Origin of the sequence: Streptomyces sp. 71268 (assembly GCF_029392895.1) — a bacterium.
Taxonomy (GTDB): domain Bacteria; phylum Actinomycetota; class Actinomycetes; order Streptomycetales; family Streptomycetaceae; genus Streptomyces.
In genome coordinates, this window is record NZ_CP114200.1 from 3822957 (window position 1) to 3843493 (window position 20537).

Sequence of the window (20537 nt, forward strand, 5' to 3'; positions counted from 1 at the left end):
GCCCGGCCGGGCCGGACTCCGCCGCTCGGTCCGCGCGCCGGCCCGGCCTCGGCTCAGGTCCGGCGCCGGGCCCGCGCGTGGCTCAGAACCGCTTCCAGCGCCAGGTCGTCGAGACCTCCAGCGGGTCGATCGGCGTCACCAGGCGCGGCACCGTGTTGAGGCCGTTCGGCGGGCCCGACTGCGGCTCCACGCACACCGCCTCCTCCTGCTCGTCGTAGACCACCACCCACTGCGCCCCGCTGGTGATGGTCAGCTCCAACTGGGTGGGCCAGGTCAGCGTGACGTCCACGCCGTCCGGCATCCCGAAGCAGTCGTCCCACGGGCCGGGCCCCGGCTCGACGCGCCGCCCGGTGGGCAGGTGGTCCACGCCCCGCTCCTCCTGCCACGCGGGGTCGAACGCGATCTGCACCGGCGCGCCCGTCGGGCCGAGCTGGCGCAGGAACCACGGGTGCCAGCCGGCCTGCGCGGGGAAGGAGTCGCCGCGCGACTCCACGCCCATCGTCAACGTCAGCGCGTCGTCGGCCAGTTCGAAGGTCTGGGTGACGCGCCCTCGGTACGGCCAGGGGTCGGTCAGGTCGCAGTAGAAGGTGGCGGACTGGTCGTCGACCGTGGCGGTGCGCCAGGGCTGGTCGCGGACCGTGCCGTGAATGGCGTGCGGCGTCGCGTTGATCGGCATCTGGTGCCGTACGCCACCGCCGCGGCCCGCCCCGTCGCCGCCGCCCGGCGCGGTGACGAAGCTGCGGAACTGGCCCAGCTCGATCCGCCCGCACCAGGGCGCCATCGGGAAGGAGCCGTACCGGTCGCCCTGGCGCAACACCTCCAGGTCGTTGATGATCAGCGAGCTGATGCGGCAGCCGTCCTCCGGACGGATCGTCAACTCCGCGAATCCGGGTGCCACCAGGCGTACGTCGCGCGCCCCCGGGGCGCCTTCCGTGGTCTCTTGGGTGCTCACCCCGCCGACCTTAACGGCGCTCCCGGGTCCGGACCCCACTGCCCACCGCGTGCCGCTGCACCTCAGCCGCCCGGCGCCCTCCCGACCCCCGCCGACGCCCGCCCGCTCCGGCGCACGCCCCACGGTCCGCCCCGGGTGGTGATCCCACCGGACAGCGGTTCAGGAGCCGGTACGGCGCTACTTGCGGCGGCGCAGCACGCGGCCCACGACGACCGCCGAGGCGAGCACGGCCGCCGCGGCGGGCGCGGCCCAGCGCAGGGTGGCCACGGTGGACGCGGTCTCGGGCGCGGGCACCGGCGCGTACCGGCCGCGCGGCGGCGCGTGGTCCACCTCCTCGGCGCTGCGGCCGATCATCGTGCGCCGAGCGTGCGCCGCCTCGGCCGGCGGCACCTCCGCCGGGGCGCCACCGAGCGCGTCCGGCTCCAGCGAGGACGGCGGCACCTCGGTCTCGAACAGCGAGGACGCCGTCGCGTCGGAAGGTTGCTCGACCACCCCGGCGTCGCCGGCCGCGTCGTCCCGGGCCAGGTCGTCCGAAGCCAGGTCGTCCGGAGCTACGTCGTCCCCGGCCGGGCCGTCCCCATGCGCGTCGCCACTGGCCGCGTCATCTCGTCGTACGTCGTCCCGAGGTGCGTCGTCCCGGCCCGGGTCATCCCGGGGTGCGTCGTCCGGTGTCGGCTCCGGCGCGGCGGCGGCTGCCTCGTCCGCCGACCCGGCCAGCCCGTCCGACGCGCCGGCCTCGGCCTCCCCGTCGGCGTCCACCGGTCCGTTCGGGGTCGGTTCGGCCGCCAGGTCCGTGGCCAACTCCTCGGCGAACCGGTCGAGGAGCCGGCGGGCCGCCGAGGCCACCGTCTCCGCGTCGAACTCGGTCAGCCGGCCCTCGCCGTCCGTCAGCTCGACCTCGCCGGCGCAGCGCAGCGTGGTGCCGCCGTCAGTGGCCCGCGGGGCCACGGCCAGGGTCACCGTCACGCCGGCGCCGCCGCGCGACTCGGCGCCGTCGCCCGCGTACTCGACGCGGTCGCCGTGCTCGGCGATGTGCAGCACGCCCCGGTAGGTGATGGAGGAGCCACCGATGCGCAGCCGCAGCCGCCCGGCGATGGCGTCTGAGCCGGCGTCATCGTCCTGCTGGAGCCCGGGCAGGCAGCGGGCGATGCGCGCGGGCTCGGTGAGCGCGCGCCGTACGTCGTCTACGGGAACCGGGACGAACACCTCATGCTCCATGACCCCCGAGCGTACTCACCGGTCCCGGGATCAGACATCGCCGCGTCCACATTCGCCGCACCGCGTCGTCGCCGCGACCACCCCGCCGTGGACGCACCGTCACGGGCGCCGCCCCAACCGCCACCGTACGTGACATGGCTACGACAATGCGCGTCCCGACCGGCGCCGTCCCGGCCGCCCCGGCCTCCTCGCGCCCGCGCGGGTCCCGCCTCAGCCCGTCCCGTAGCGCGGGTGCATCAGCGTGGAGGTGGGCGCGCCCGGCCGGTGCAGGCGCTCCGCCCGTCGGTGCGCGGCGCGCAGCGCCCGAGGGGTGAGCCAGCGCAGCGCGGGCCGCGCCGCGGGCAGGCGCAGCGCCGGCCGGTCGCGGGCGGCCAGCACGAAGCCCCAGTCACCGGAGGCGCCCGACCCCCGCACGCCGCCGGGCCGCTCCGCGTGGCGCGCGTGGGGCCCGACCACCCCGTACGGCACCGTGCGCAGCCCGACGGAGCGCACCGTCGCGTCGACCGTCCAGTACGACCGCGAGCGTCCGTCGAGCGTCCCCGCGTGTACGGCGAGCCGCGCGCCGGGGCGCATCACCCGCCGCACGAGGCCGTAGAACTCCTGCGAGTAGAGCTTGGTGCTGGCCGTCAGGCCCGGGGCGGGCAGGTCGGAGAGGACCACGTCGTAGCCGCCGCCCGGCTGGTCGCCGGGGCTCGGGCCGCCGGGTCGGCCGCGCTCGCGCAGCCAGCCGAAGGCGTCCGCCCGCACCACCCGCACCCGCGGGTCCTCGAAGGCACGCCGGTTGAGCCGGCTGAGCCCGGGGTCCGCGCGCGCCAGGTCCACCACGTCGCCGTCGAGTTCGACCACCGTCACCGTGCGCACCCCGGGGTAGCGCAGCACCTCGCGCACAGCGAGCCCGTCACCGCCGCCGAGGACGAGCACCCGCCCGTGCGGGCCGGCCATCGCCGGGTGGGCCAGGGCCTCGTGGTAGCGGAACTCGTCGCGCGCGCTCACCCGCAACTCGCCGTCCAGGTACAGCGCGAGCGGCGCCCCGGCCGAGCCGGCCCCGGGCTCGGCGCCGGCCCCGCCCGTGATCACGACCTCCTGCACGTCGGTGTGGACGGCCACCCGCACGTCGGGCCCGTACACCGCGCGCCGCGCCGCGTCCTCGAACTGCCCGGTGAGCGCCGCGCCGCTGGCCAACAGGGACAGCACCAGGCCGTTGGCCGCGATCAGCGTGCCGCGCTCGCGCGGTGACAGGTCTCGGCGGAAGACCCACAGCACCAGCGCCCCACCCACGACGACGTTGACCGCGCCGGTCAGCAGGGCGCCCAGTAACTGGCCGAGCCTCGGCAGCAGCAGGAAGGGGAAGGCCAGGCCGCCGACGAGCGCCCCGACGTAGTCCGCGGCGAACAGGTCGGCGACCGCGCCGCCGGCGTCCTGCCGCCGCACCCGCTGGATCAGCGTCATCAGCAGCGGCACCTCGGCGCCGATCAGCACGCCGATGGCCAACGAGAAGCCGACGATGACCAACCGGGTGTCCCCGTACCACGCGAAGCACGCGTACAGCGCCATCGCCGACGCGCCGCCGACCAGCGCGAGCAGCGACTCGACGACCCCGAACGCCAACGCCGCCCGCACCCGCAGCCGCTTGGCCAGCAGCGAGCCCGTGCCCATCGCGAAGACCATGACGGACAGCACGACGGACGCCTGGGTGACCGAGTCGCCCATCAAGTACGAGGCGAGGGCGACGAGTTCGAGTTCGTACACGAGACCGCAGGCCGCACAGACGAACACGGTGGCCAGGACGGCGAACCGCCCGACCGGGGCCGGTACCCGGGACGGCCCCGCGGGCCCCGTCGGCGGTTCCTCGGCAACGGGCACAAGGGGCACCGGCGGGTCGATCATGGGGTGAACGTTACGTTACCAACGTCTCACTATCGGTCACTCACACGGGGGGAACGCATCGCATTCCAGGGCATTAACGGTTCAACCGCGCCTCTCGCGGGCACCGTTGAACGCCCCGCGCGCGACTACAGCGCCGCCACCACGCGCGCGCCCAGCCGCGTGCGGGTGGCGACCAGACACCCCTCCTGCGGGTACGCGTGCCAGGTGCGCCAGCCGATCTGCCCCTCCTGCCGGTGGGCGACCATGGCCGTGAACGCGTGCGGGCTGCCCGGGAAGGTACCGGCGAGGCCGTGCGGATGGTCGGCGACCAGCGCCAGCAACTCCTGCGCGCGCCCCGCGAAGGAGCCGCGCGAGAGGGTCTCGATGCGCGCCGCGAACTCGTACTCCCGCCCTTCGAGCAGCTTGGATACGCCGAGCGGGAGGGGGGTACTACTTCCGGGCATGCACGCCACCGTCTCCGAACAACGCCCGTCGCTGCCCTCAAGGATGACTTGGTGCGAGGCGCCGAGCAGCCGTAACTGCACGGCGGAGGCGCCGAGTCGCAGGTCGAGGACGGCGAGCGCGGGCTGCGGTTCGCGGCCCAGGCACCAGGCGAGGTCGGAGGCGCGGGTATCGGTGTAGGAAGTCTTGAGGATCGTGAGCATGGGTCGGCTCCGGAAGCACGCAGTGGAAGATGGGCCGGCCCTTATCCCCCATAAGGCAACCCCCATCCCGAGGGGACCAAGGGGTCACTATGCGCCGGCTGCTGACCACGTGGGGTCCGTGGGGTCCATAGGGTCCGAGAGACACGGAATCATGAAATGCGTGGCGGCACAGCCTTTTTACCCATCTTCGCCAGGTTTCCATCCCCCCGAGCGCCCCCCAGATCAATTGTTCAACGTTTGAGCGCCCGGCGGGGCTCAGCCCGCCGGGCGCATATGCAAAATCAGCACGAGCCAGCCGCATTACCGGCTTTTAGCAGCCCCCGCCCCCACCGCCGCCGCAGCCCCCTCCGCCACCGCCGCCGCCACAGGACGAGCCCCCACCACACGAGGACCCGCCACCGCACGAGGCGCCGCCACCACCCGACGAACCACCGCCGGCCCACCAACTCCCGCCGCCCCCACGGCGCTTCCTGCCGCCCCGGGCCAACTTGCTCACCCAGGCGAGCACGATCGCCACCATCACCACGATGTACAGGAAAAGTGCGAATCCCATGCCCTCACGCCCTTTCGTTCCCCGTTATCCCCCGGAGCGAGGCGCGGCCGCCGTGAGGTGACCGGAAGGCGCGGTCCCGTGTGCCGCGCGGCGGCACGGCCTTCGCGGCCCCGCTGGCGCGTGGCGTGCGCGCCGGGTGGGTCATTCCCGGCGCCCCCGTCCCCCCGTTGTCCCCCTTGCTCCCCCGATATCCCCGTTGCCCCGTAGATCCCGCAGATTCTGTAGTTTCGGTAGATTCCAGCGTTTCTGTTGATTCCGGCGCTTCGCTCTTTATCGATGCCTGTGCAGTTATTGCTGGTGAGATCGTCCGCGAAACTCCGCACGCGATGGGTGCGCCGCACACACGGTGCGGCGCGACGAAGTCCGCAAAGCCCCCTCATGCGCTCCGGGGCGCTTGTCCCGCGTCGCGCACGCGCGAACTCCCCGCGTGTACCGGTCTGATGCCCGGGGCCATTCCAGGCCAAAGCAGAGTTGAGCAAATCCAGAGGTTCGGCGGAGGATGTGACGTATGAAGCGACCTCCGCTCAACCGCCGCCTCGCCGAATTCGGAACGACGATCTTCGCCGAAATGGCAGCCCTCGCCATCCGAACCGGCTCCATCAACCTCGGTCAAGGCTCCCCCGACGTCGACGGCCCCGAGGAGGTCAGGGAGGCTGCCGTGCGCGCGCTGCGCGACGGGCGCGGCAACCAGTACCCCCCGGGCCCGGGCGTTCCGGAACTGCGCGCGGCCGTCTGCGCGCACCAACAGCGTCGGTACGGCCTGGAGTTCGACCCCGACCGCGAGGTCCTCATCACCGCCGGGGCCACCGAGGCGCTCGCCGCCTCGCTCATCGCGCTCCTGGAACCGGGCGACGAGGTCGTCGCCCTGGAGCCCTACTACGACTCGTACGCGGCCGGCATCGCCATGGCCGGTGGCACCCGGGTCCCCGTCACGCTGCGCCCCGACCCCGAGGCCGGCCGCTACCGCCTCGACGTGGACGAGCTGCGCGACGCCGTCACCGACAACACGCGGCTCATCCTCCTCAACACCCCGCACAACCCCACCGGCACCGTGCTCACGCGCGAGGAACTGTCCGCGATCGCCACCATCGCCATCGAGCGCGACCTGTACGTGGTCACGGACGAGGTCTACGAGCACCTGGTCTTCGACGACCACGAGCACATCCCGCTGGCCTCGCTGCCCGGCATGCGGGAGCGCACGGTGACCATCAGCTCCGCGGGCAAGACGTTCTCCTTCACCGGCTGGAAGGTCGGCTGGGTCACCGCGCCGCCGGAGCTGCTGGCGGCGGTCCGCTCGGCCAAGCAGTACCTGACGTTCGTGGCCTCCGGCCCGTTCCAGCACGCCATCGCCGAGGCCCTGACCCTGCCCGACTCGTACTACACCGGCCTGCGCGACGAACTCGCCGTCAAGCGGGACCTGCTCGCGGACGGCCTGACCACGGCGGGGTTCACCGTCTTCCGGCCGGCCGGCACGTACTTCATCACCACCGACATCCGCCCGCTGGGCCCGGAGATCTCCGCGGGCGGCGACGGCCTGGCCTTCTGCCGCGGCCTGCCCGAACGCTGCGGCCTGGTGGCCGTCCCCAACCAGTTCTTCTACGACAACCGCGAGGCGGGCGCGCCGTTCGTGCGTTTCGCGTTCTGCAAGCAGATGAGCGTGCTGGAGGAGGCGGTGGACCGCCTCAAGCAGTTGACCCCCTGACCAGCACGGCACCCGTTCCACCGATAGCCGCAGCCGGGCCCGCACGCCGGGCCCGGCCCCGTCACGCCCTCCGGCTTCCCCTGCCCCCAGCTCAGCGGCGTCGGACAGCGCTCCAAGAAGCTCGTCGGCGAAGGCCCGGGTCTCGTCCGCACCGCGAAGTGGCCAGAGCCCTCGATCCGCCCCGCGAACGTTCCCCGCGCGGCCCGAGCGCCCGGCGTACGCCCCGCTCCCGCACGCCCGCACATCTCGGCCAGAGTCCACGGAGTACCCCGACCGCGCGCTGGCCGGGAGTGGGCCCCGGACGCCGGCACGCCTCGCCTAGCGCCCCGCGTATCCCGGTGCGCGGCCCGTGCGCCGTGTCCGTGCGCGGGGGGCGGGGCGCACGATCGACCGGCCGAGTGCGCCGGCTCGCTCCCGCCCATCGAGGTGGGGCCGGTCACCGCTGGACCGGGGCGCGGAACGCTGGATACGCGTCGAACGGGTGCGGAAGGCCGGACCTGGGGTACCCGTGGCGCACCCCCGTACGTGCGGTTCAGGGGCGGGGCCGGCCGCCTGGACGCCGGGGCCGGTGGTCCACCGGCATACGCCAGCGGCGAAGGGAAGTAGACGTGCCGTGGGCCTGCGACGTACGGCCGGGGCGCACTCGTCCGCACTGGCTTAGACGGGGGCGTACGCCGGGCGCGCTCCATGGGCGTACGACGTCACATGATCGTTCCGTAGATCTCACAGCCGCCTCAGCCGACTCCTACCGCCGCGTCGTGCGCAGCCGACACGCGCGCAGGACAGCCACTCGGCAGCGCGCCTCGGGCGGGGGGCCGCCGGGAAGGCGTGAACCCGTTCGGCGGTCTCCGGTCGCGGGCGCGGGCGGGGTGGCGCATCGTGAAGGAGGCCGGGCTCCCGCCTGCATTCCCGGGAGCCCGGCCCCCTGTTTGCCCCGCCTCCGCCGTACAACAGCCCGTACGCCCGCGTACATCCGTGTACGTACCCCGTGGCACGCGAAAGGCCCGGTGGGCGGCGGCCGCCTGGTGGGGCGGGCCGTGCTCACCGGGCCTTACGGACTCGCTCAGCCGCGCGCTCGCCCGGGCCGATGGGCTGTGCCAGCGGCGCCGGGGGGCCGGCCTCGTGCTGGGGCGGAGGCTACTCCGCGCCGGGGGCGGCGTCGTCGCCCGGCGTGCCCTCGATGTCAGCCTCCAGGCCGAGCTGCTCCACGAGCCACTTGTCGAACTCGATGGACGCCCGCACCCAGCTCACCGTCGAGGAGACGAAGTGCTCCAGGCTGACGCCGGTGCCGATCAGCATCTGCGCCTCGCCGATCAGCCGGACGCTGCCGTCGTCGTTCGTGTGGCTGTAGACCTTCGGCCACAGGGTGCGGCGGTTCCAGTCGTCGGTCAGCTCCAGGAGCTGGGCCTTGTTCTCCAGCTCGTGCGGCCGGTCGTAGAACGTGCGCACCGAGAAGACCTGCTGCTCCTCCTCGCCGCGGAACATGAAGTACGTGCGGAACTGCTCCCACGGAGCGGCGAGGTCACCCTCGTCGTCCACCACGTACTTCAGCTCCATCTGCTCCAGGAGCTGCTTGACCAGGTCCTGGTCGGGGAGGACGGGGCCGCTCGGCCCAGCCTCCTGAGGTTCGGGCTGGCCCCCGAAATTCGGAATCGAGGTCGGGTCGATGCTCACCGTGTTTTTCCCTTCGTACGGATTCCGCCATCCTCCCTCATCACCGCCCGGTCACCGCAACCCCGCACGCGCCACCGGCCCAGCTCACCCCGGGTGCCCCGGGTCGGGCGATTCCGCTCATCCGGCGGCACACCCGGCACCGGGCCACCCGAGCGCCCCGGTGCCGGGTCGCGCGACTCAGCCGGCCGCGGCGGACCCGGCCGGTTCCCGCGCGGCGTCCTGCGCCTCGGAGCCGGCCGACACCGTCAGGCCGTCGCCGCCCAGCTCGTGGTCGACGCGCACGGTGTCGCCGTCGCGCACCCGGCCGGCGAGGATGGCGCGGGCGAGCTGGTCGCCGATCGCCGTCTGCACCAGCCGCCGCAGCGGCCTGGCCCCGTACGACAGGTCGGGCCCGCCGCCCGCCTCCGGCGCGTCGATCGTCGGCTCGTGGCCGAGCCTGGCCAGCCACTCCAGGGCCGCGTCCGAGACGTCGAGGACCAGCCTGCGGTCGGCGAGCCGGCGCTGGAGGTGGTCGATCTGCAGTTCGGCGATGCGGCGGAGCTGGCCCGTGCCGAGCGCGTGGAAGACGACGAGGTCGTCGAGCCGGTTCAGGAACTCGGGCCGGAACGAGGCCCGCACCGTCTCCAGCACCTTCTCCCGCTTCTGGTCCTCCTTCAGCAGCGGGTCCATCAGGAAGGCCGAGCCGAGGTTGGAGGTGAGGATGAGGATGGTGTTGCGGAAGTCCACCGTGCGGCCCTGGCCGTCCGTCAGCCGGCCGTCGTCCAGGACCTGGAGCAGGATGTCGAAGACCTCGTGGTGGGCCTTCTCCACCTCGTCCAGGAGCACCACCGAGTACGGGCGCCGGCGCACCGCCTCGGTGAGCTGGCCGCCCTCCTCGTACCCGACGTAGCCGGGCGGGGCGCCGACCAGGCGGGCCACCGAGTGCTTCTCGCCGTACTCGCTCATGTCGATGCGGATCATGGCCCGCTCGTCGTCGAAGAGGAAGTCCGCGAGCGCCTTGGCCAGCTCGGTCTTGCCGACGCCGGTCGGGCCGAGGAAGAGGAAGGAACCGGTGGGGCGGTCGGGGTCGGCGATGCCCGCGCGGGTGCGACGCACGGCGTCGGAGACCGCCCGCACCGCCTCGTGCTGACCGATCAGCCGCCGGCCCAACTCGTCCTCCATGCGCAGCAGCTTCTGCGTCTCGCCCTCAAGGAGGCGGCCGGCCGGGATGCCGGTCCAGGAGGCGACGACGTCGGCGATGTCGTCCGGGCCGACCTCCTCCTTGACCATCTTGTCCCGGTCGTCCTTCTTGGCCTCCTCCTCCGCCTCCGCGGCGGCGGTCAGCTCCCGCTCCACGGCCGGAATCTCGCCGTAGAGCAGCTTGGACGCGGCGTCGAAGTCGCCGTCGCGCTGCGCGCGTTCGGCCTGTCCGCGCAGGTCGTCCAGGCGTTCCTTCAGCTCACCGACCCGGTTCAGGCCCTGCTTCTCCTTCTCCCAGCGGGCCCCGAGGCCGCGCAGCTCCTCCTCCTTGTCGGCGAGGTCGCGGCGCAGCTTCTCCAGGCGCTGCTTGCTGGCCTCGTCCGACTCGTTCTTCAGGGCCAGCTCCTCCATCCGCAGCCGGTCCACGGCGCGCTGCAACTCGTCGATCTCGACGGGCGAGGAGTCGATCTCCATGCGCAGCCGGGACGCCGCCTCGTCCACCAGGTCGATGGCCTTGTCGGGCAGGAAGCGCGAGGTGATGTAGCGGTCGGAGAGCGTCGCGGCGGCGACCAGCGCGGCGTCGGCGATCTGCACCTTGTGGTGCGCCTCGTACCGCCCCTTGAGCCCGCGCAGGATCGCGATCGAGTCCTCCACGGTCGGCTCGGCGACCAGCACCTGCTGGAAGCGGCGCTCCAGGGCCGGGTCCTTCTCGATCCGCTCCCGGTACTCGTCCAGGGTGGTCGCGCCGACCATCCGCAGCTCGCCACGGGCCAGCATGGGCTTGAGCATGTTGCCCGCGTCCATCGCGGAGTCGCCACCGGCGCCCGCGCCGACGACGGTGTGCAGCTCGTCGATGAACGTGATGATCCGGCCCTCGCTGGACCGGATCTCCGCGAGCACGGTCTTCAGCCGCTCCTCGAACTCGCCGCGGTACTTCGCGCCGGCCACCATCGCGCCCAGGTCCAGCGATACCAACTGCTTGTCCTTGAGCGACTCGGGCACGTCGCCCTTGACGATGCGCTGCGCGAGCCCCTCCACGACGGCGGTCTTGCCGACGCCCGGCTCGCCGATGAGCACCGGATTGTTCTTCGTGCGCCGCGAGAGCACCTGCACCACGCGCCGGATCTCCTGGTCCCGGCCGATGACCGGGTCCAGCTTGCCGTCGCGCGCGGCGGCCGTGAGGTCCGTGCCGAACTTCTCCAGCGCCTTGTACGTGCCCTCCGGGTCCCGGTTGGTCACCCGCGTTCCGCCCCTGTTGGTCTCGAAGGCGTCGAGCAGCCGCTTGGCGCTCGCCCCCTGCTGGTTGAGAAGCTCCCCGCTCGGCCCGCCCTTGGCGGCGATGCCGATGAGCAGGTGCTCGGTGGAAATGTACGCGTCGCCCAGCTCCTTGGCCCGCTGGGAGGCGTCGGCCAGCACGGCCAGCAGGTCCCGGCTCGGCTGCGGCGGCGCGACGGTGGAGCCCTGGACGCTCGGCAACGCGGCGAGCTGCTGCTCGGCGCCGGAGCGCAGCGTGGCCGCGTCGGCCTCGGCGGCGGCGAGCAGGTCCATCAGGTTCTCGTTGTCCTGCCCGCTGAGCAGCGCCAGCAGCAGGTGGGCGGGGGTCAGATCGGCGTGTCCGCCCGCCACGGCACGCTCGTTCGCGGCGCTCAGCGCCTCCTGGCTCTTGTTGGTCAGCTCGGCATCCACGGTCGCGCTCCTCCTCGCTCCTCGACCACGGTCCCACCATCTTGCTTATTACAGCCTACGGTAAGTTGAGTCTATTCCACTCAACTTAGTTTTGGTTCCTCTGTTCAGTGCTCCGAGGCCGCCCCGGCCGACCACCCGCCGATCCGCTGCGGCTCCAGCACCTCACCCGCCCAGGCCCCACTCCGGCCGCACCCCGCCCCTCCAACCCGAGTGCCCACCGTCCCGGTTCCACCGACCCCGGGCCCAGCATGGCCGCCCCATGTGTCGCGGGCGTGTCGGGCGGCGCGGGCCGTACCGGGGCGGGCGGGGGCGGCCCGCTTCGCGACCTCCGGTCGGCGCACGGGACACCGGCGGGCGCGTACGACGCCGCCCGTGGGCGCGCGGCCCGGCCGCGCGCGGGCCCCACCGCACCGGCCCGACCGGACGCACTGGACCCGGTTGCGGGGCAGACGTACGACAATCGGCCAGACGGGTGAGGGTCAGGCGGACTACGAGGGCGGGTCAGAGCCATGAGTGAGGACGCGAGACGCGAGACGCGCGGCCGACTGCGCACGCTGGGCGGACCCCTGGCGGCGTTCGGACTGCTGCTGGTGCTGATCGGCGCCGTGGCGCTGTGGGTCGGCACGAACGCGCACCGCCTGATCACCGGCGAGACGGCCACCGTACGCACCCTCGAACGCTGCGCCGAGGGCGTCGGCACGGCCCCCGCCGGCTCCTGTGGCAGCGAGTGGGTCTTCCCCGACGGCAGCACCGGCCATGGCGAGATCAAGAACCCGCCGGTGGCCGTCGGCGACCGGATCTTCGCCGGTGACGACTGGGCGTACTCCTCGACCGCCCCGCTACACCGCGCGGTCTGGCTCCCCGGCGCCCTGCTCTGCCTGCTGGTCCTCGGCGCCATCGCCCTCGCCATCGGCTACCGCATCGACACCCGCCGCGCCCGGGCGGCCCCGCCGCCCACCGCGCCTCCCCAGCCGACCCGGCACCAGCCCCCGGGCCCCGGGCCGACCGCCTGACTCCTTCGCGCGGTATGTCCCGGTGCGACCCCACCGCCGGGGCCGATTACGCTGCCCGGCATGGCCATCGACCTCGACCACCCCGACCCCGCCTACGTCGCGTTCTGGCACGAACGCCACCTGTGCACCTTCACCACGCCGCGCCCGGACGGCACCCCGCACGTGACGCCGGTCGGCGTGACCTTCGACCCCACGGCCCGCGTCGCCCGGATCATCTGCCGCAAGACCAGCACCAAGGCGGCCAACGTCCAGGCCGCCGGCCCCGACGGGGCCCTGGTCGCCGTCTGCCAGTTCGCCGGCGCCCGGTGGGCCACGCTTGAGGGCCGGGCCCGGGTACGTACGGACGAGGCCAGCGTCGCGGAGGCGGAACGCCGGTACGCCGAGCGCTACGGCCGCCAGCCCAGGCCCAACCCGGAGCGCGTCGCCATCGAGATCACCCTGACGCGGGCGATGGGAAACGTCTGACCGACTCTTACCGGACCTGGCCGGCTCGGACCCGCTCTGGTCTGCTCTGGTCTGTTCTGACCGGCCCCACGACCATCGGTCGCCACGAGCCGCCACGAGCCGCCCTACGCCGCCGCCGGCCGGCCGTACGAGGAGGTCGCGCCCCGTCGCGCGTTGGCGGGGAGCGCGCGCCCCGCGCGAGCGCCATCGCCCCGCACCGCTACGCGCCGTCGCAACAAGCTGCCAACAGCGGCCGCCGGCTGCCCACCAACACCGAAATCCCCGCCCCGAGCGCGGAACGTACCGCCGCACGAGCGACGAATCACCACGAAATTCCACGGCCCGTCAGCCATCGCCCGGCGCCCGTCAAGCACCCCGACGGGCGCCTCTCGTCCCGCGCGTCCACATGCCGGGACAAAGCCCTGGTTAGCAACCGCCGTGCCGTGGCAAGCTACACGTACCGAAGGGGCGTAGCTCAATTGGCAGAGCATCGGTCTCCAAAACCGAAGGCTGTAGGTTCGATTCCTGCCGCCCCTGCTACAGCAGTTGAAAACGGCACGGCACGGGCCAGCTACTGACGCCACCTCAGGCGCCGGAGCTGGCCCTCTCGCTGCGCGGGCCACGGCTGACCGCACCCGAAGACGCCCGCGACGAGAACGCGTGTCGGCCATCACGGCACTCCACCAGCGCCCCCAGCGGCCCAACCCCGCACCCGCGTGGTCGGGCTGGTCAGGCGGTCAGCTTCCACATCCAGCCGAGTTGGCGGAGTCCGAGGCGGCGGGTGACCCACTGGGAGGCGTGGTTGGTGGCCGTCGTGCTGTAGAACAGCCGCCTGCCGTCCCCGGTCGCCGCCATGACGCGAGCCCAGGCCGCCGTGACCGTCGCCGCGTGGCCGCGCCCGCGGCAGCCCGGGCGGGTCCACACCCCCGCCTCCGCCGCCCGCGCCGACCAGCACGGGGTGTGGCAGATGGCGATGACCCGGCCCGCCGCCACGGCCATGGCCCAGGGCCCGAGCGCGCCGTCGAGGAGATCGTCCCACTCCTCCGCGCCCCAGTTGCCCGGATTCGCCGCTCGCAGCGCCGCCGGGTCGCCCCCGTCCGAGGTGACCACGCGGGCGGTCGGCGCGTACCGCACCTCGGGCGGGATCAGGTAGCAGGGCCCCGCCGAGAGCGTGACCGGGCCGGTGGCCTCCTCGACCAGTTGCCGGGCCCGCCGCACACCAGTCGGCACCGCGGGCGACGAGGCCGGTCCATCCGCCGCGCCCGACGGCCCCGGTTCCCCGGTCGCGCCCGCTGCCCGGGGCGCGCGCCAGGTCGGTGGCAGCTCCGGGCGTACGCCGACCACGGCGGCCCGCGCCCCGGCCACCACCGCGTCGGGCACCCCCGCGCTCGCCGCGACCACCACCCCGTCGGCCGCCGCGGCGACCACCAGCCGGGGCGCGCCAGGCCCGGTCAGCCGGCCGTTCTCGGCAACCGGCCAGTTCGCCCCCATTTGGAGGGCCAACAGGCCCCGGTCACCTGGGACGAGTTCCACGCTCGACACTCCCCTCACCGTACGAAGACCGCCCCACGGCCCGTCGGCCACGCCCCGTCGCCGATCCCGGGCCCTGACCACCCGCGCTCACCCCCCGCCGCCCCATGTCGACACCGCGCCGCCTCCCCCCGACGGCCTCGTCGTACGGCTCGTGCGACCCGTGCGACCCGTGCGACCCGTGCGACCCGTGCGATTCTCGCGACTCGTACGTCTCACGCGCGTCGAGGAGTTCGTCCCAGTGGTCGGCCGCCCACGCGCACGCCGCGTGCAGGGGGTCGAGCATGCTGCGGCCGAGTGGTGTCAGGGCGTACTCGACCACGCGACGCGGGGCCACGTGCTCCGTGCGTGTGACGAGGCCACCGCGCTCCAGGCCGCGCAACGACTGGGTGAGCACCTTCGGGGTCACGCGGTGCAGTGGAACGCGGAGTTCGGAGAAGCGGCGCGGGCCGTCCTCCAGACAGCGCAGCACCAGGGCTCCCCACTTGTCGCCGAACCGGAACGGCAACAGCGGGGACGGACACACCTCCTCGAACAGGTCGGCCGGCAGTGGCTCGCGGTGCGTCACGGGGCCCCCCTCCTGACTCTGCTCGCCGCCGCGTACGGCCACCCAGCGGCAGCACCCACCGGGCAGCCCCGACGAGCGGCCCGGCGGCAACACCCGTCACAAGCCCTGGCCGTCACGGCCCGGCCCGCGATCCCGTTCGTGATCCCGGCGGTATCCGGAAGGTAACCACCCGCCCGGATACCTTCCCGAGCACCAACTCTCCCGGAGGTATTCCGACATGAGCAGGATCGTCATCTTCGGCGCGGGCGGCCGGGCCGGACGGCAGGCCGTCGCCGAGGCCCGGCGGCGTGGGCACGAGGTCACCGCCGTCGTACGGGACGCCGCCCGCTACCAGGGGCCGGCGGACGCGGGCGTACGGATCGCCGTCGGCGACGTCACCGACACCGCGCGCGTGACCGCCCTGGCCGCCGGGCACGCGGCCGCGATCAACGTGACGGCGGTGTACGGCGCGGGCACCGACCCCGGCGCGTTCTTCCCCGCGAGCGCCCGCGCCCTGGTGGCGGGGTTGGGCGCGGCCGGCGTCGGTCGGCTCGTCGCCGCGGGCATCGCCACGCTCCTGCCCGGGCCCGACGGCAGGCCGCTGCTGGACGCGCCCGGCTTCCCGGCCGAGTTCCGGCCGTTCTGCCTCGCGCACGCGGCCGGCCGCGACGTACTGCGCGCCGCGGGGGACGAGGTGGACTGGGTGTACGTGAGCCCGTCCGGCGACTTCGACCACGACGGGGCGCGCCGCGGCCGGTACGCGGTACGCCCGCACGGCGATCTGGCCGACCAGATCTCCTACCCCGACTTCGCCATCGCCCTGCTTGACGAGGCCCTGCCCGACGAGGCCACCGCGCCGCGTCACCACCGCACCCACCTCGCGGTGACCTGAGCCCGACCGGTGCGTGCCGGCGGCGCGGGAGCCACGGCGCCCAGACAGCGGTGGGCCCGCCGCCCCCTGGAGAACGCCAGGGGCGGCGGGCCCACCGCAGTGACACACGGGGTGTCGGCTAGTCCTGCCCCGGCCTGCGGGGGCGCCACACCACCAGGGCGCTGGTCTGTTGCACCTGGTCGTAGGGGACCAGGTCGCGACGGTACGAGGCGTGCACGGCGGCCTCGCGCTGCTGCATCGCCGCCGCCGCGCCCTCCACCGCCTGCTGGAGCTCGGCGACCCGCTGCTGGAGCGCGGCCACCTGGTTCTCCAGCTCGATGATGCGCTTGATGCCGGCGAGGTTGATGCCCTCGTCCTGGCTGAGCGCCTGCACCTGGCGCAGCAGGCTGATGTCGCGGGCGGAGTAGCGGCGCCCGCGGCCCGCCGTGCGGTCGGGCGAGACCAGGCCGAGGCGGTCGTACTGGCGCAGGGTCTGCGGGTGCAGGCCGGAGAGTTGGGCGGCGACCGAGATGACGTACACCGGTGAGTCGTCGGTCAGCTCGTAGTAGGGGTTGCTGCGGCTGCCGCCGCCTGGGCGTGCGCCTCGGCCGTCCATCTCATTCTCCCTTCGCGGCCTGGAACAGCTCGGCCCGCGGGTCCACGTCCGCCGTGGCCTCGCGGTAGGTCTCCAGCGCCTCGCGCGCCTTGTCGTTCAGCTCCGTCGGCACGGCCACCTCTATGGTGACCAGCAGGTCGCCCCGGGTGCCGTCCTTGCGGACCGCGCCCTTGCCACGGGCGCGCATGGTGCGCCCGCTGGGGGTGCCCGCCGGCAGTTTCAGGGTGACCGGCGGTCCGCCCAGGGTCGGCACCCTGACCTCGCCGCCGAGGGCCGCCTCGTCGAAGGTGACGGGGACGGTGACGGTCAGGTTGTCGCCCTTGCGGCCGAAGACCGGGTGGGCGCCCACGTGCACCACCACGTACAGGTCGCCGGCCGGGCCGCCGGTCTCGCCGGGGGCGCCCTTGCCGCGCAGCCGGATGCGCTGCCCGTCGCTGACGCCCGCCGGGATGCGGACCTGCATGGTGCGCGAGGAGCGGGCCCGCCCGCTGCCCTTGCACTGGTCGCACGGGTCCTGGGCGATCAGGCCCCGGCCTCGGCAGTCCACGCACGGGTCGGTGAGCGAGAAGCCTCCCCCGCCGCCCCGGCTGACCTGCCCGGTGCCGACGCAGGTCGGGCACACCCGGGGGGTGCCGTTCTTGTCGCCGGTGCCCTGGCACGCCTTGCAGGGTGCCTGGCTCGACATCCGCAGCGGCACGGTCGCGCCGTCGACCGCCTCGGTGAAGCTGAGCGTCACCTCGGACTCGATGTCCTGGCCGCGTCGCGGCTGGGTGCGGGTGCCCGCGCCGGTGCGGTTGAACAGGCCGCCGAACACGTCCCCGAGTCCGCCGCCGAAGCCGCCCGCGCCCGGGCCGCCGGGCTGCGGGCCGCCGCCCCCGAAGAGGTCGCCCAGGTCGAAGTTGAAGCTCCCGGTGCCGCCGGGGCCGCCCGGGCCCGGGCGGAACCCGCCGTTCCCGAACAGCGCCCGCGCCTCGTCGTACTCCTTGCGCCGCTTGGGGTCGGCGAGGACGTCGTTGGCCTCGGAGATCTCCTTGAAGCGCTCCTCGGCCTTGGCGTCACCGGTGTTGGCGTCCGGGTGGTACTCGCGGGCCAGCTTCCGGTACGCCTTCTTGATCTCGGCTTCGGTGGCGTCCTTGGGGACGCCGAGGACCTTGTAGTAGTCCTTCTCCACGAAGTCCTTGGTACTCATCCTCGACGTCCCTCCTCTCCGTACGTCACGTCAGCCCTCGTCCGGGCCACCGTTCTCCTCGTCAGACGCGTCATCGCCCTTGCCCGCCTGACCGCTGCCGGGCGTCGCGCCGGGCTGCGGTTCGGCGACGGCGACCCGCGCGGGGCGGATCGTGCGCTCGCCGATGCGATACCCCGGCTGCAGGATCGACACGCACGTGGTCTCGGTGACGTCCGGCGCGTAGCTGTGCATCAGCGCCTCGTGGATCAGCGGGTCGAAGGGCTCGCCCTCCTTGCCGAACTGCTGGAGGCCCATCTTGGCCACCACCGTCTCCAGCGACTCCGCGACCGACTTGAAGCCGCCGACCAGCTCGCCGTGCTCGCGGGCCCGACCGACGTCGTCGAGGACCGGAAGCAGCTCGGAGAGCAGGTTGGCCGCGGCGATCTCCTTGACGGTGACCCGGTCGCGCTCCACCCGGCGGCGGTAGTTCTGGTACTCCGCCTGGAGGCGCTGCAGGTCAGCGGTGCGCTCGTTGAGCGCGGTGCGGACCTGGTCGAGCTGAGCCGTCAGCGCCACGTCGTGCTGTGCTTTCTCGTCGAGGCCGGCATCTGGTGCGTCCCCGGCCGAGGCCGCCGGGCCCGCCGCGTCGGCGGACCCGGCCCCCTTCGCCGCGTCGGGCTTCGACGCGGCGTCGGAGGTGGCGTCGGAAGGGACGTCGGGCTGCTCGTCGAAGCCCGGAGTCTCTTCCGTCACGCCGCACCGCCCTGGCGGTTGTCCTTCTCGTCGTCGACGATCTCGGCGTCCACGACGTCGTCGTCCTTGGCCTGGCCCGCGCCAGCGGCGTCGGCCGCGCCCTCGGCACCCGGCGCGCCGGCAGCCGCCTGGCCGTCGGCGTACATCGCCTGGCCGAGCTTCTGGCTGACGGTGGCGACCTTCTCGGTCGCCTCGCGGATGGCCGCGTTGTCCTCGCCCTTCAGCTTCTCCTTGAGGTCGGTGACCGCGGCCTCGACCTCGGACTTCACGTCACCGGGGACCTTCTCCTCGTTGTCCTTGAGGAACTTCTCGGTCTGGTAGACGAGCTGCTCGGCCTGGTTGCGGGTCTCGGCGGCCTCGCGGCGCTTGTGGTCCTCGTCCGCGTACTGCTCGGCCTCGCGCATCATGCGCTCGATGTCGTCCTTCGGCAGCGCGGAGCCGCCGGTGACGGTCATCCGCTGCTCCTTGCCGGTGCCCAGGTCCTTGGCGGAGACGTGCATGATGCCGTTGGCGTCGATGTCGAAGGTGACCTCGATCTGCGGCACGTTGCGCGGCGCCGGCGGCAGCCCGGTCAGCTCGAACATGCCGAGCTTCTTGTTGTACGCCGCGATCTCGCGCTCGCCCTGGTAGACCTGGATCTGCACGGACGGCTGGTTGTCCTCGGCCGTCGTGAAGATCTCCGAGCGCTTGGTCGGGATCGTGGTGTTGCGCTCGATCAGCTTGGTCATGATGCCGCCCTTGGTCTCGATACCAAGCGACAGCGGCGTGACGTCGAGCAGCAGGACGTCCTTGACCTCACCCTTGAGCACACCGGCCTGCAGGGCGGCGCCGATGGCGACGACCTCGTCCGGGTTGACGCCCTTGTTGGCGTCCTGGCCGCCGGTCAGCTCCTTGACCAGCTCGGCGACGGCGGGCATGCGGGTGGAGCCACCGACGAGGACGACGTGGTCGATCTCGGAGAGCTGGATGCCCGCGTCCTTGATGACGTTGTGGAACGGCGTCTTGCAGCGCTCCAGCAGGTCGGCCGTGAGCTGCTGGAACTGGGCGCGGGTGAGCTTCTCGTCCAGGTGCAGCGGGCCCTCGGCGGACGCCGTGATGTAGGGCAGGTTGATCGTGGTCTCGGTGGACGAGGACAGCTCGATCTTCGCCTTCTCCGCGGCCTCGCGGAGACGCTGGAGCGCCATCTTGTCCTTGGACAGGTCCACGCCGTGCCCGTTGTTGAACTGCTTGACCAGGTAGTCCACGACCCGCTGGTCCCAGTCGTCACCACCGAGGTGGTTGTCACCGTTGGTGGCCTTGACCTCCACCACGCCGTCGCCGATCTCCAGGAGCGACACGTCGAAGGTGCCGCCACCGAGGTCGAAGACGAGGATGGTCTGGTCGTCCTTCTCGAGGCCGTAGGCGAGAGCGGCGGCCGTCGGCTCGTTGACGATGCGCAGGACGTTCAGACCCGCGATCTCGCCGGCCTCCTTGGTGGCCTGGCGCTCGGAGTCGTTGAAGTACGCGGGGACGGTGATGACCGCGTCCGTGACCTTCTCGCCCAGGTACGCCTCGGCGTCGCGCTTCAACTTCTGCAGGATGAAGGCGCTCATCTGCTGCGGGTTGAAGTCCTTGCCGTCCAGGTTGATCTTCCAGTCGGTGCCCATGTGGCGCTTGACCGACCGAACGGTGCGGTCCACGTTGGTGACCGCCTGGCGCTTGGCGACCTCGCCGACCAGCACCTCGCCGTTCTTCGCGAAGGCGACGACGGACGGCGTGGTCCTGGCGCCCTCGGCGTTGGTGATGACGGTGGGCTCACCGCCTTCGAGAACACTGACGACGGAGTTCGTCGTACCCAGGTCGATGCCGACCGCACGTGCCATGTCAATCCTCCAGCCAACTTGAGTGGAACAGGCTCAAGCGTGCCTGATCCACTTTTCCCTGTCAACAGAGGTGAGTCAGGCAGGCTCAACTTTTATACGGCCCTTATTCGCACGCGGCCGAAAAACAGCGCCCACGCCCCGCGCGAAGCCGCCACCACGGCCACCGGGGGCCACTCGCGCGACACCCGCCCCACGCCCAGCCCGCCCGACGCCCCCTCTCCATGAGACATCCCGCGCC

15 protein-coding genes, 1 tRNA gene and 1 pseudogene are annotated in these 20537 nt (G+C 73.0%); 5 read left to right on the forward strand and 12 right to left on the reverse strand.

Annotated features, from left to right (window positions below; genetic code table 11):
* Window positions 1-82 precede the first annotated feature (82 nt).
* The 4 genes from OYE22_RS14610 to OYE22_RS14625 form a co-directional block, all read right to left on the reverse strand.
* Complete coding sequence (locus tag OYE22_RS14610) at window positions 83-952, reverse strand: aldose 1-epimerase (protein WP_277320811.1); 870 nt, start codon at window positions 950-952, stop codon at window positions 83-85.
* 177 nt (window positions 953-1129) lie between these two features.
* Window positions 1130-2170: an SRPBCC domain-containing protein gene (locus OYE22_RS14615; RefSeq protein WP_277320812.1), complete on the reverse strand. Its 1041-nt coding sequence runs from the start codon at window positions 2168-2170 to the stop codon at window positions 1130-1132.
* A 210-nt stretch (window positions 2171-2380) separates the two neighbouring features.
* Window positions 2381-4057: a polyamine aminopropyltransferase gene (locus tag OYE22_RS14620; protein ID WP_277320813.1), complete on the reverse strand. Its 1677-nt coding sequence runs from the start codon at window positions 4055-4057 to the stop codon at window positions 2381-2383.
* Window positions 4058-4182: 125 nt separating this feature from the next.
* Window positions 4183-4701, reverse strand: a complete 519-nt coding sequence (locus OYE22_RS14625) for a DUF2617 family protein (protein ID WP_277320814.1) — start codon at window positions 4699-4701, stop codon at window positions 4183-4185.
* Window positions 4702-5762: 1061 nt separating this feature from the next.
* Between OYE22_RS14625 and OYE22_RS14630 the strand changes: the two genes are divergently transcribed.
* On the forward strand, window positions 5763-6956 hold the full coding sequence (locus tag OYE22_RS14630) for a pyridoxal phosphate-dependent aminotransferase (protein WP_277320815.1): 1194 nt from the start codon (window positions 5763-5765) through the stop codon (window positions 6954-6956).
* A 1137-nt stretch (window positions 6957-8093) separates the two neighbouring features.
* On the opposite strand, the gene OYE22_RS14635 is transcribed toward OYE22_RS14630, so the two are convergent.
* On the reverse strand, window positions 8094-8630 hold the full coding sequence (locus OYE22_RS14635) for a YbjN domain-containing protein (RefSeq protein ID WP_277320816.1): 537 nt from the start codon (window positions 8628-8630) through the stop codon (window positions 8094-8096).
* 177 nt (window positions 8631-8807) lie between these two features.
* On the reverse strand, window positions 8808-11495 hold the full coding sequence (clpB, locus tag OYE22_RS14640; RefSeq protein ID WP_277320817.1) for an ATP-dependent chaperone ClpB: 2688 nt from the start codon (window positions 11493-11495) through the stop codon (window positions 8808-8810).
* Between the two features lie 509 nt (window positions 11496-12004).
* Here clpB and OYE22_RS14645 point away from each other — a divergent pair.
* From OYE22_RS14645 to OYE22_RS14655, 3 genes are all read left to right on the forward strand, one after another.
* On the forward strand, window positions 12005-12508 hold the full coding sequence (locus tag OYE22_RS14645) for a hypothetical protein (RefSeq protein ID WP_277320818.1): 504 nt from the start codon (window positions 12005-12007) through the stop codon (window positions 12506-12508).
* A 60-nt stretch (window positions 12509-12568) separates the two neighbouring features.
* Entirely contained in the window at window positions 12569-12973 is a 405-nt protein-coding gene (locus OYE22_RS14650; protein ID WP_277320819.1) for a TIGR03618 family F420-dependent PPOX class oxidoreductase, read from the forward strand.
* 443 nt (window positions 12974-13416) lie between these two features.
* Window positions 13417-13489: transfer RNA gene (locus OYE22_RS14655), tRNA-Trp, on the forward strand.
* Between the two features lie 192 nt (window positions 13490-13681).
* On the opposite strand, the gene OYE22_RS14660 is transcribed toward OYE22_RS14655, so the two are convergent.
* Complete coding sequence (locus OYE22_RS14660) at window positions 13682-14485, reverse strand: GNAT family N-acetyltransferase (protein ID WP_277320820.1); 804 nt, start codon at window positions 14483-14485, stop codon at window positions 13682-13684.
* 199 nt (window positions 14486-14684) lie between these two features.
* A pseudogene (locus tag OYE22_RS14665) lies at window positions 14685-15050 on the reverse strand (helix-turn-helix domain-containing protein); the annotation flags it as partial.
* 217 nt (window positions 15051-15267) lie between these two features.
* Here OYE22_RS14665 and OYE22_RS14670 point away from each other — a divergent pair.
* Entirely contained in the window at window positions 15268-15921 is a 654-nt protein-coding gene (locus OYE22_RS14670) for an NAD(P)H-binding protein (RefSeq protein ID WP_277320821.1), read from the forward strand.
* Window positions 15922-16039: 118 nt separating this feature from the next.
* Here OYE22_RS14670 and OYE22_RS14675 read toward each other — a convergent pair whose 3' ends face one another.
* From OYE22_RS14675 to dnaK, 4 genes are read right to left on the reverse strand one after another with little or no spacing between them, the layout of a single operon-like run.
* Window positions 16040-16516, reverse strand: coding sequence for a helix-turn-helix domain-containing protein (locus tag OYE22_RS14675; RefSeq protein WP_277320822.1), 477 nt, complete (start codon window positions 16514-16516; stop codon window positions 16040-16042).
* 1 nt (window position 16517) lies between these two features.
* Complete coding sequence (gene dnaJ / locus OYE22_RS14680; RefSeq protein WP_277320823.1) at window positions 16518-17705, reverse strand: molecular chaperone DnaJ; 1188 nt, start codon at window positions 17703-17705, stop codon at window positions 16518-16520.
* A gap of 30 nt (window positions 17706-17735) precedes the next feature.
* The gene (gene grpE / locus OYE22_RS14685; protein WP_176163130.1) at window positions 17736-18437 is read right to left on the reverse strand and encodes a nucleotide exchange factor GrpE; all 702 of its coding nucleotides are present in this window, start codon (window positions 18435-18437) and stop codon (window positions 17736-17738) included.
* Window positions 18434-20299, reverse strand: a complete 1866-nt coding sequence (dnaK, locus tag OYE22_RS14690) for a molecular chaperone DnaK (protein WP_277320824.1) — start codon at window positions 20297-20299, stop codon at window positions 18434-18436. The genes grpE and dnaK overlap by 4 nt, the downstream gene beginning before the upstream one ends.
* Window positions 20300-20537 lie beyond the last annotated feature (238 nt).

Coding starts and splice junctions, on each gene's coding strand:
- OYE22_RS14675 (WP_277320822.1), bottom strand. CDS start 16,516: ATGGACGGCCGAGGCGCACGCCCAGGCGGCGGCAGCCGCAGCAACCCC.
- dnaK (WP_277320824.1), bottom strand. CDS start 20,299: ATGGCACGTGCGGTCGGCATCGACCTGGGTACGACGAACTCCGTCGTC.
- OYE22_RS14645 (WP_277320818.1), top strand. CDS start 12,005: ATGAGTGAGGACGCGAGACGCGAGACGCGCGGCCGACTGCGCACGCTG.
- dnaJ (WP_277320823.1), bottom strand. CDS start 17,705: ATGAGTACCAAGGACTTCGTGGAGAAGGACTACTACAAGGTCCTCGGC.
- OYE22_RS14625 (WP_277320814.1), bottom strand. CDS start 4,701: ATGCTCACGATCCTCAAGACTTCCTACACCGATACCCGCGCCTCCGAC.
- OYE22_RS14630 (WP_277320815.1), top strand. CDS start 5,763: ATGAAGCGACCTCCGCTCAACCGCCGCCTCGCCGAATTCGGAACGACG.
- OYE22_RS14650 (WP_277320819.1), top strand. CDS start 12,569: ATGGCCATCGACCTCGACCACCCCGACCCCGCCTACGTCGCGTTCTGG.
- OYE22_RS14620 (WP_277320813.1), bottom strand. CDS start 4,057: ATGATCGACCCGCCGGTGCCCCTTGTGCCCGTTGCCGAGGAACCGCCG.
- OYE22_RS14615 (WP_277320812.1), bottom strand. CDS start 2,170: ATGGAGCATGAGGTGTTCGTCCCGGTTCCCGTAGACGACGTACGGCGC.
- OYE22_RS14670 (WP_277320821.1), top strand. CDS start 15,268: ATGAGCAGGATCGTCATCTTCGGCGCGGGCGGCCGGGCCGGACGGCAG.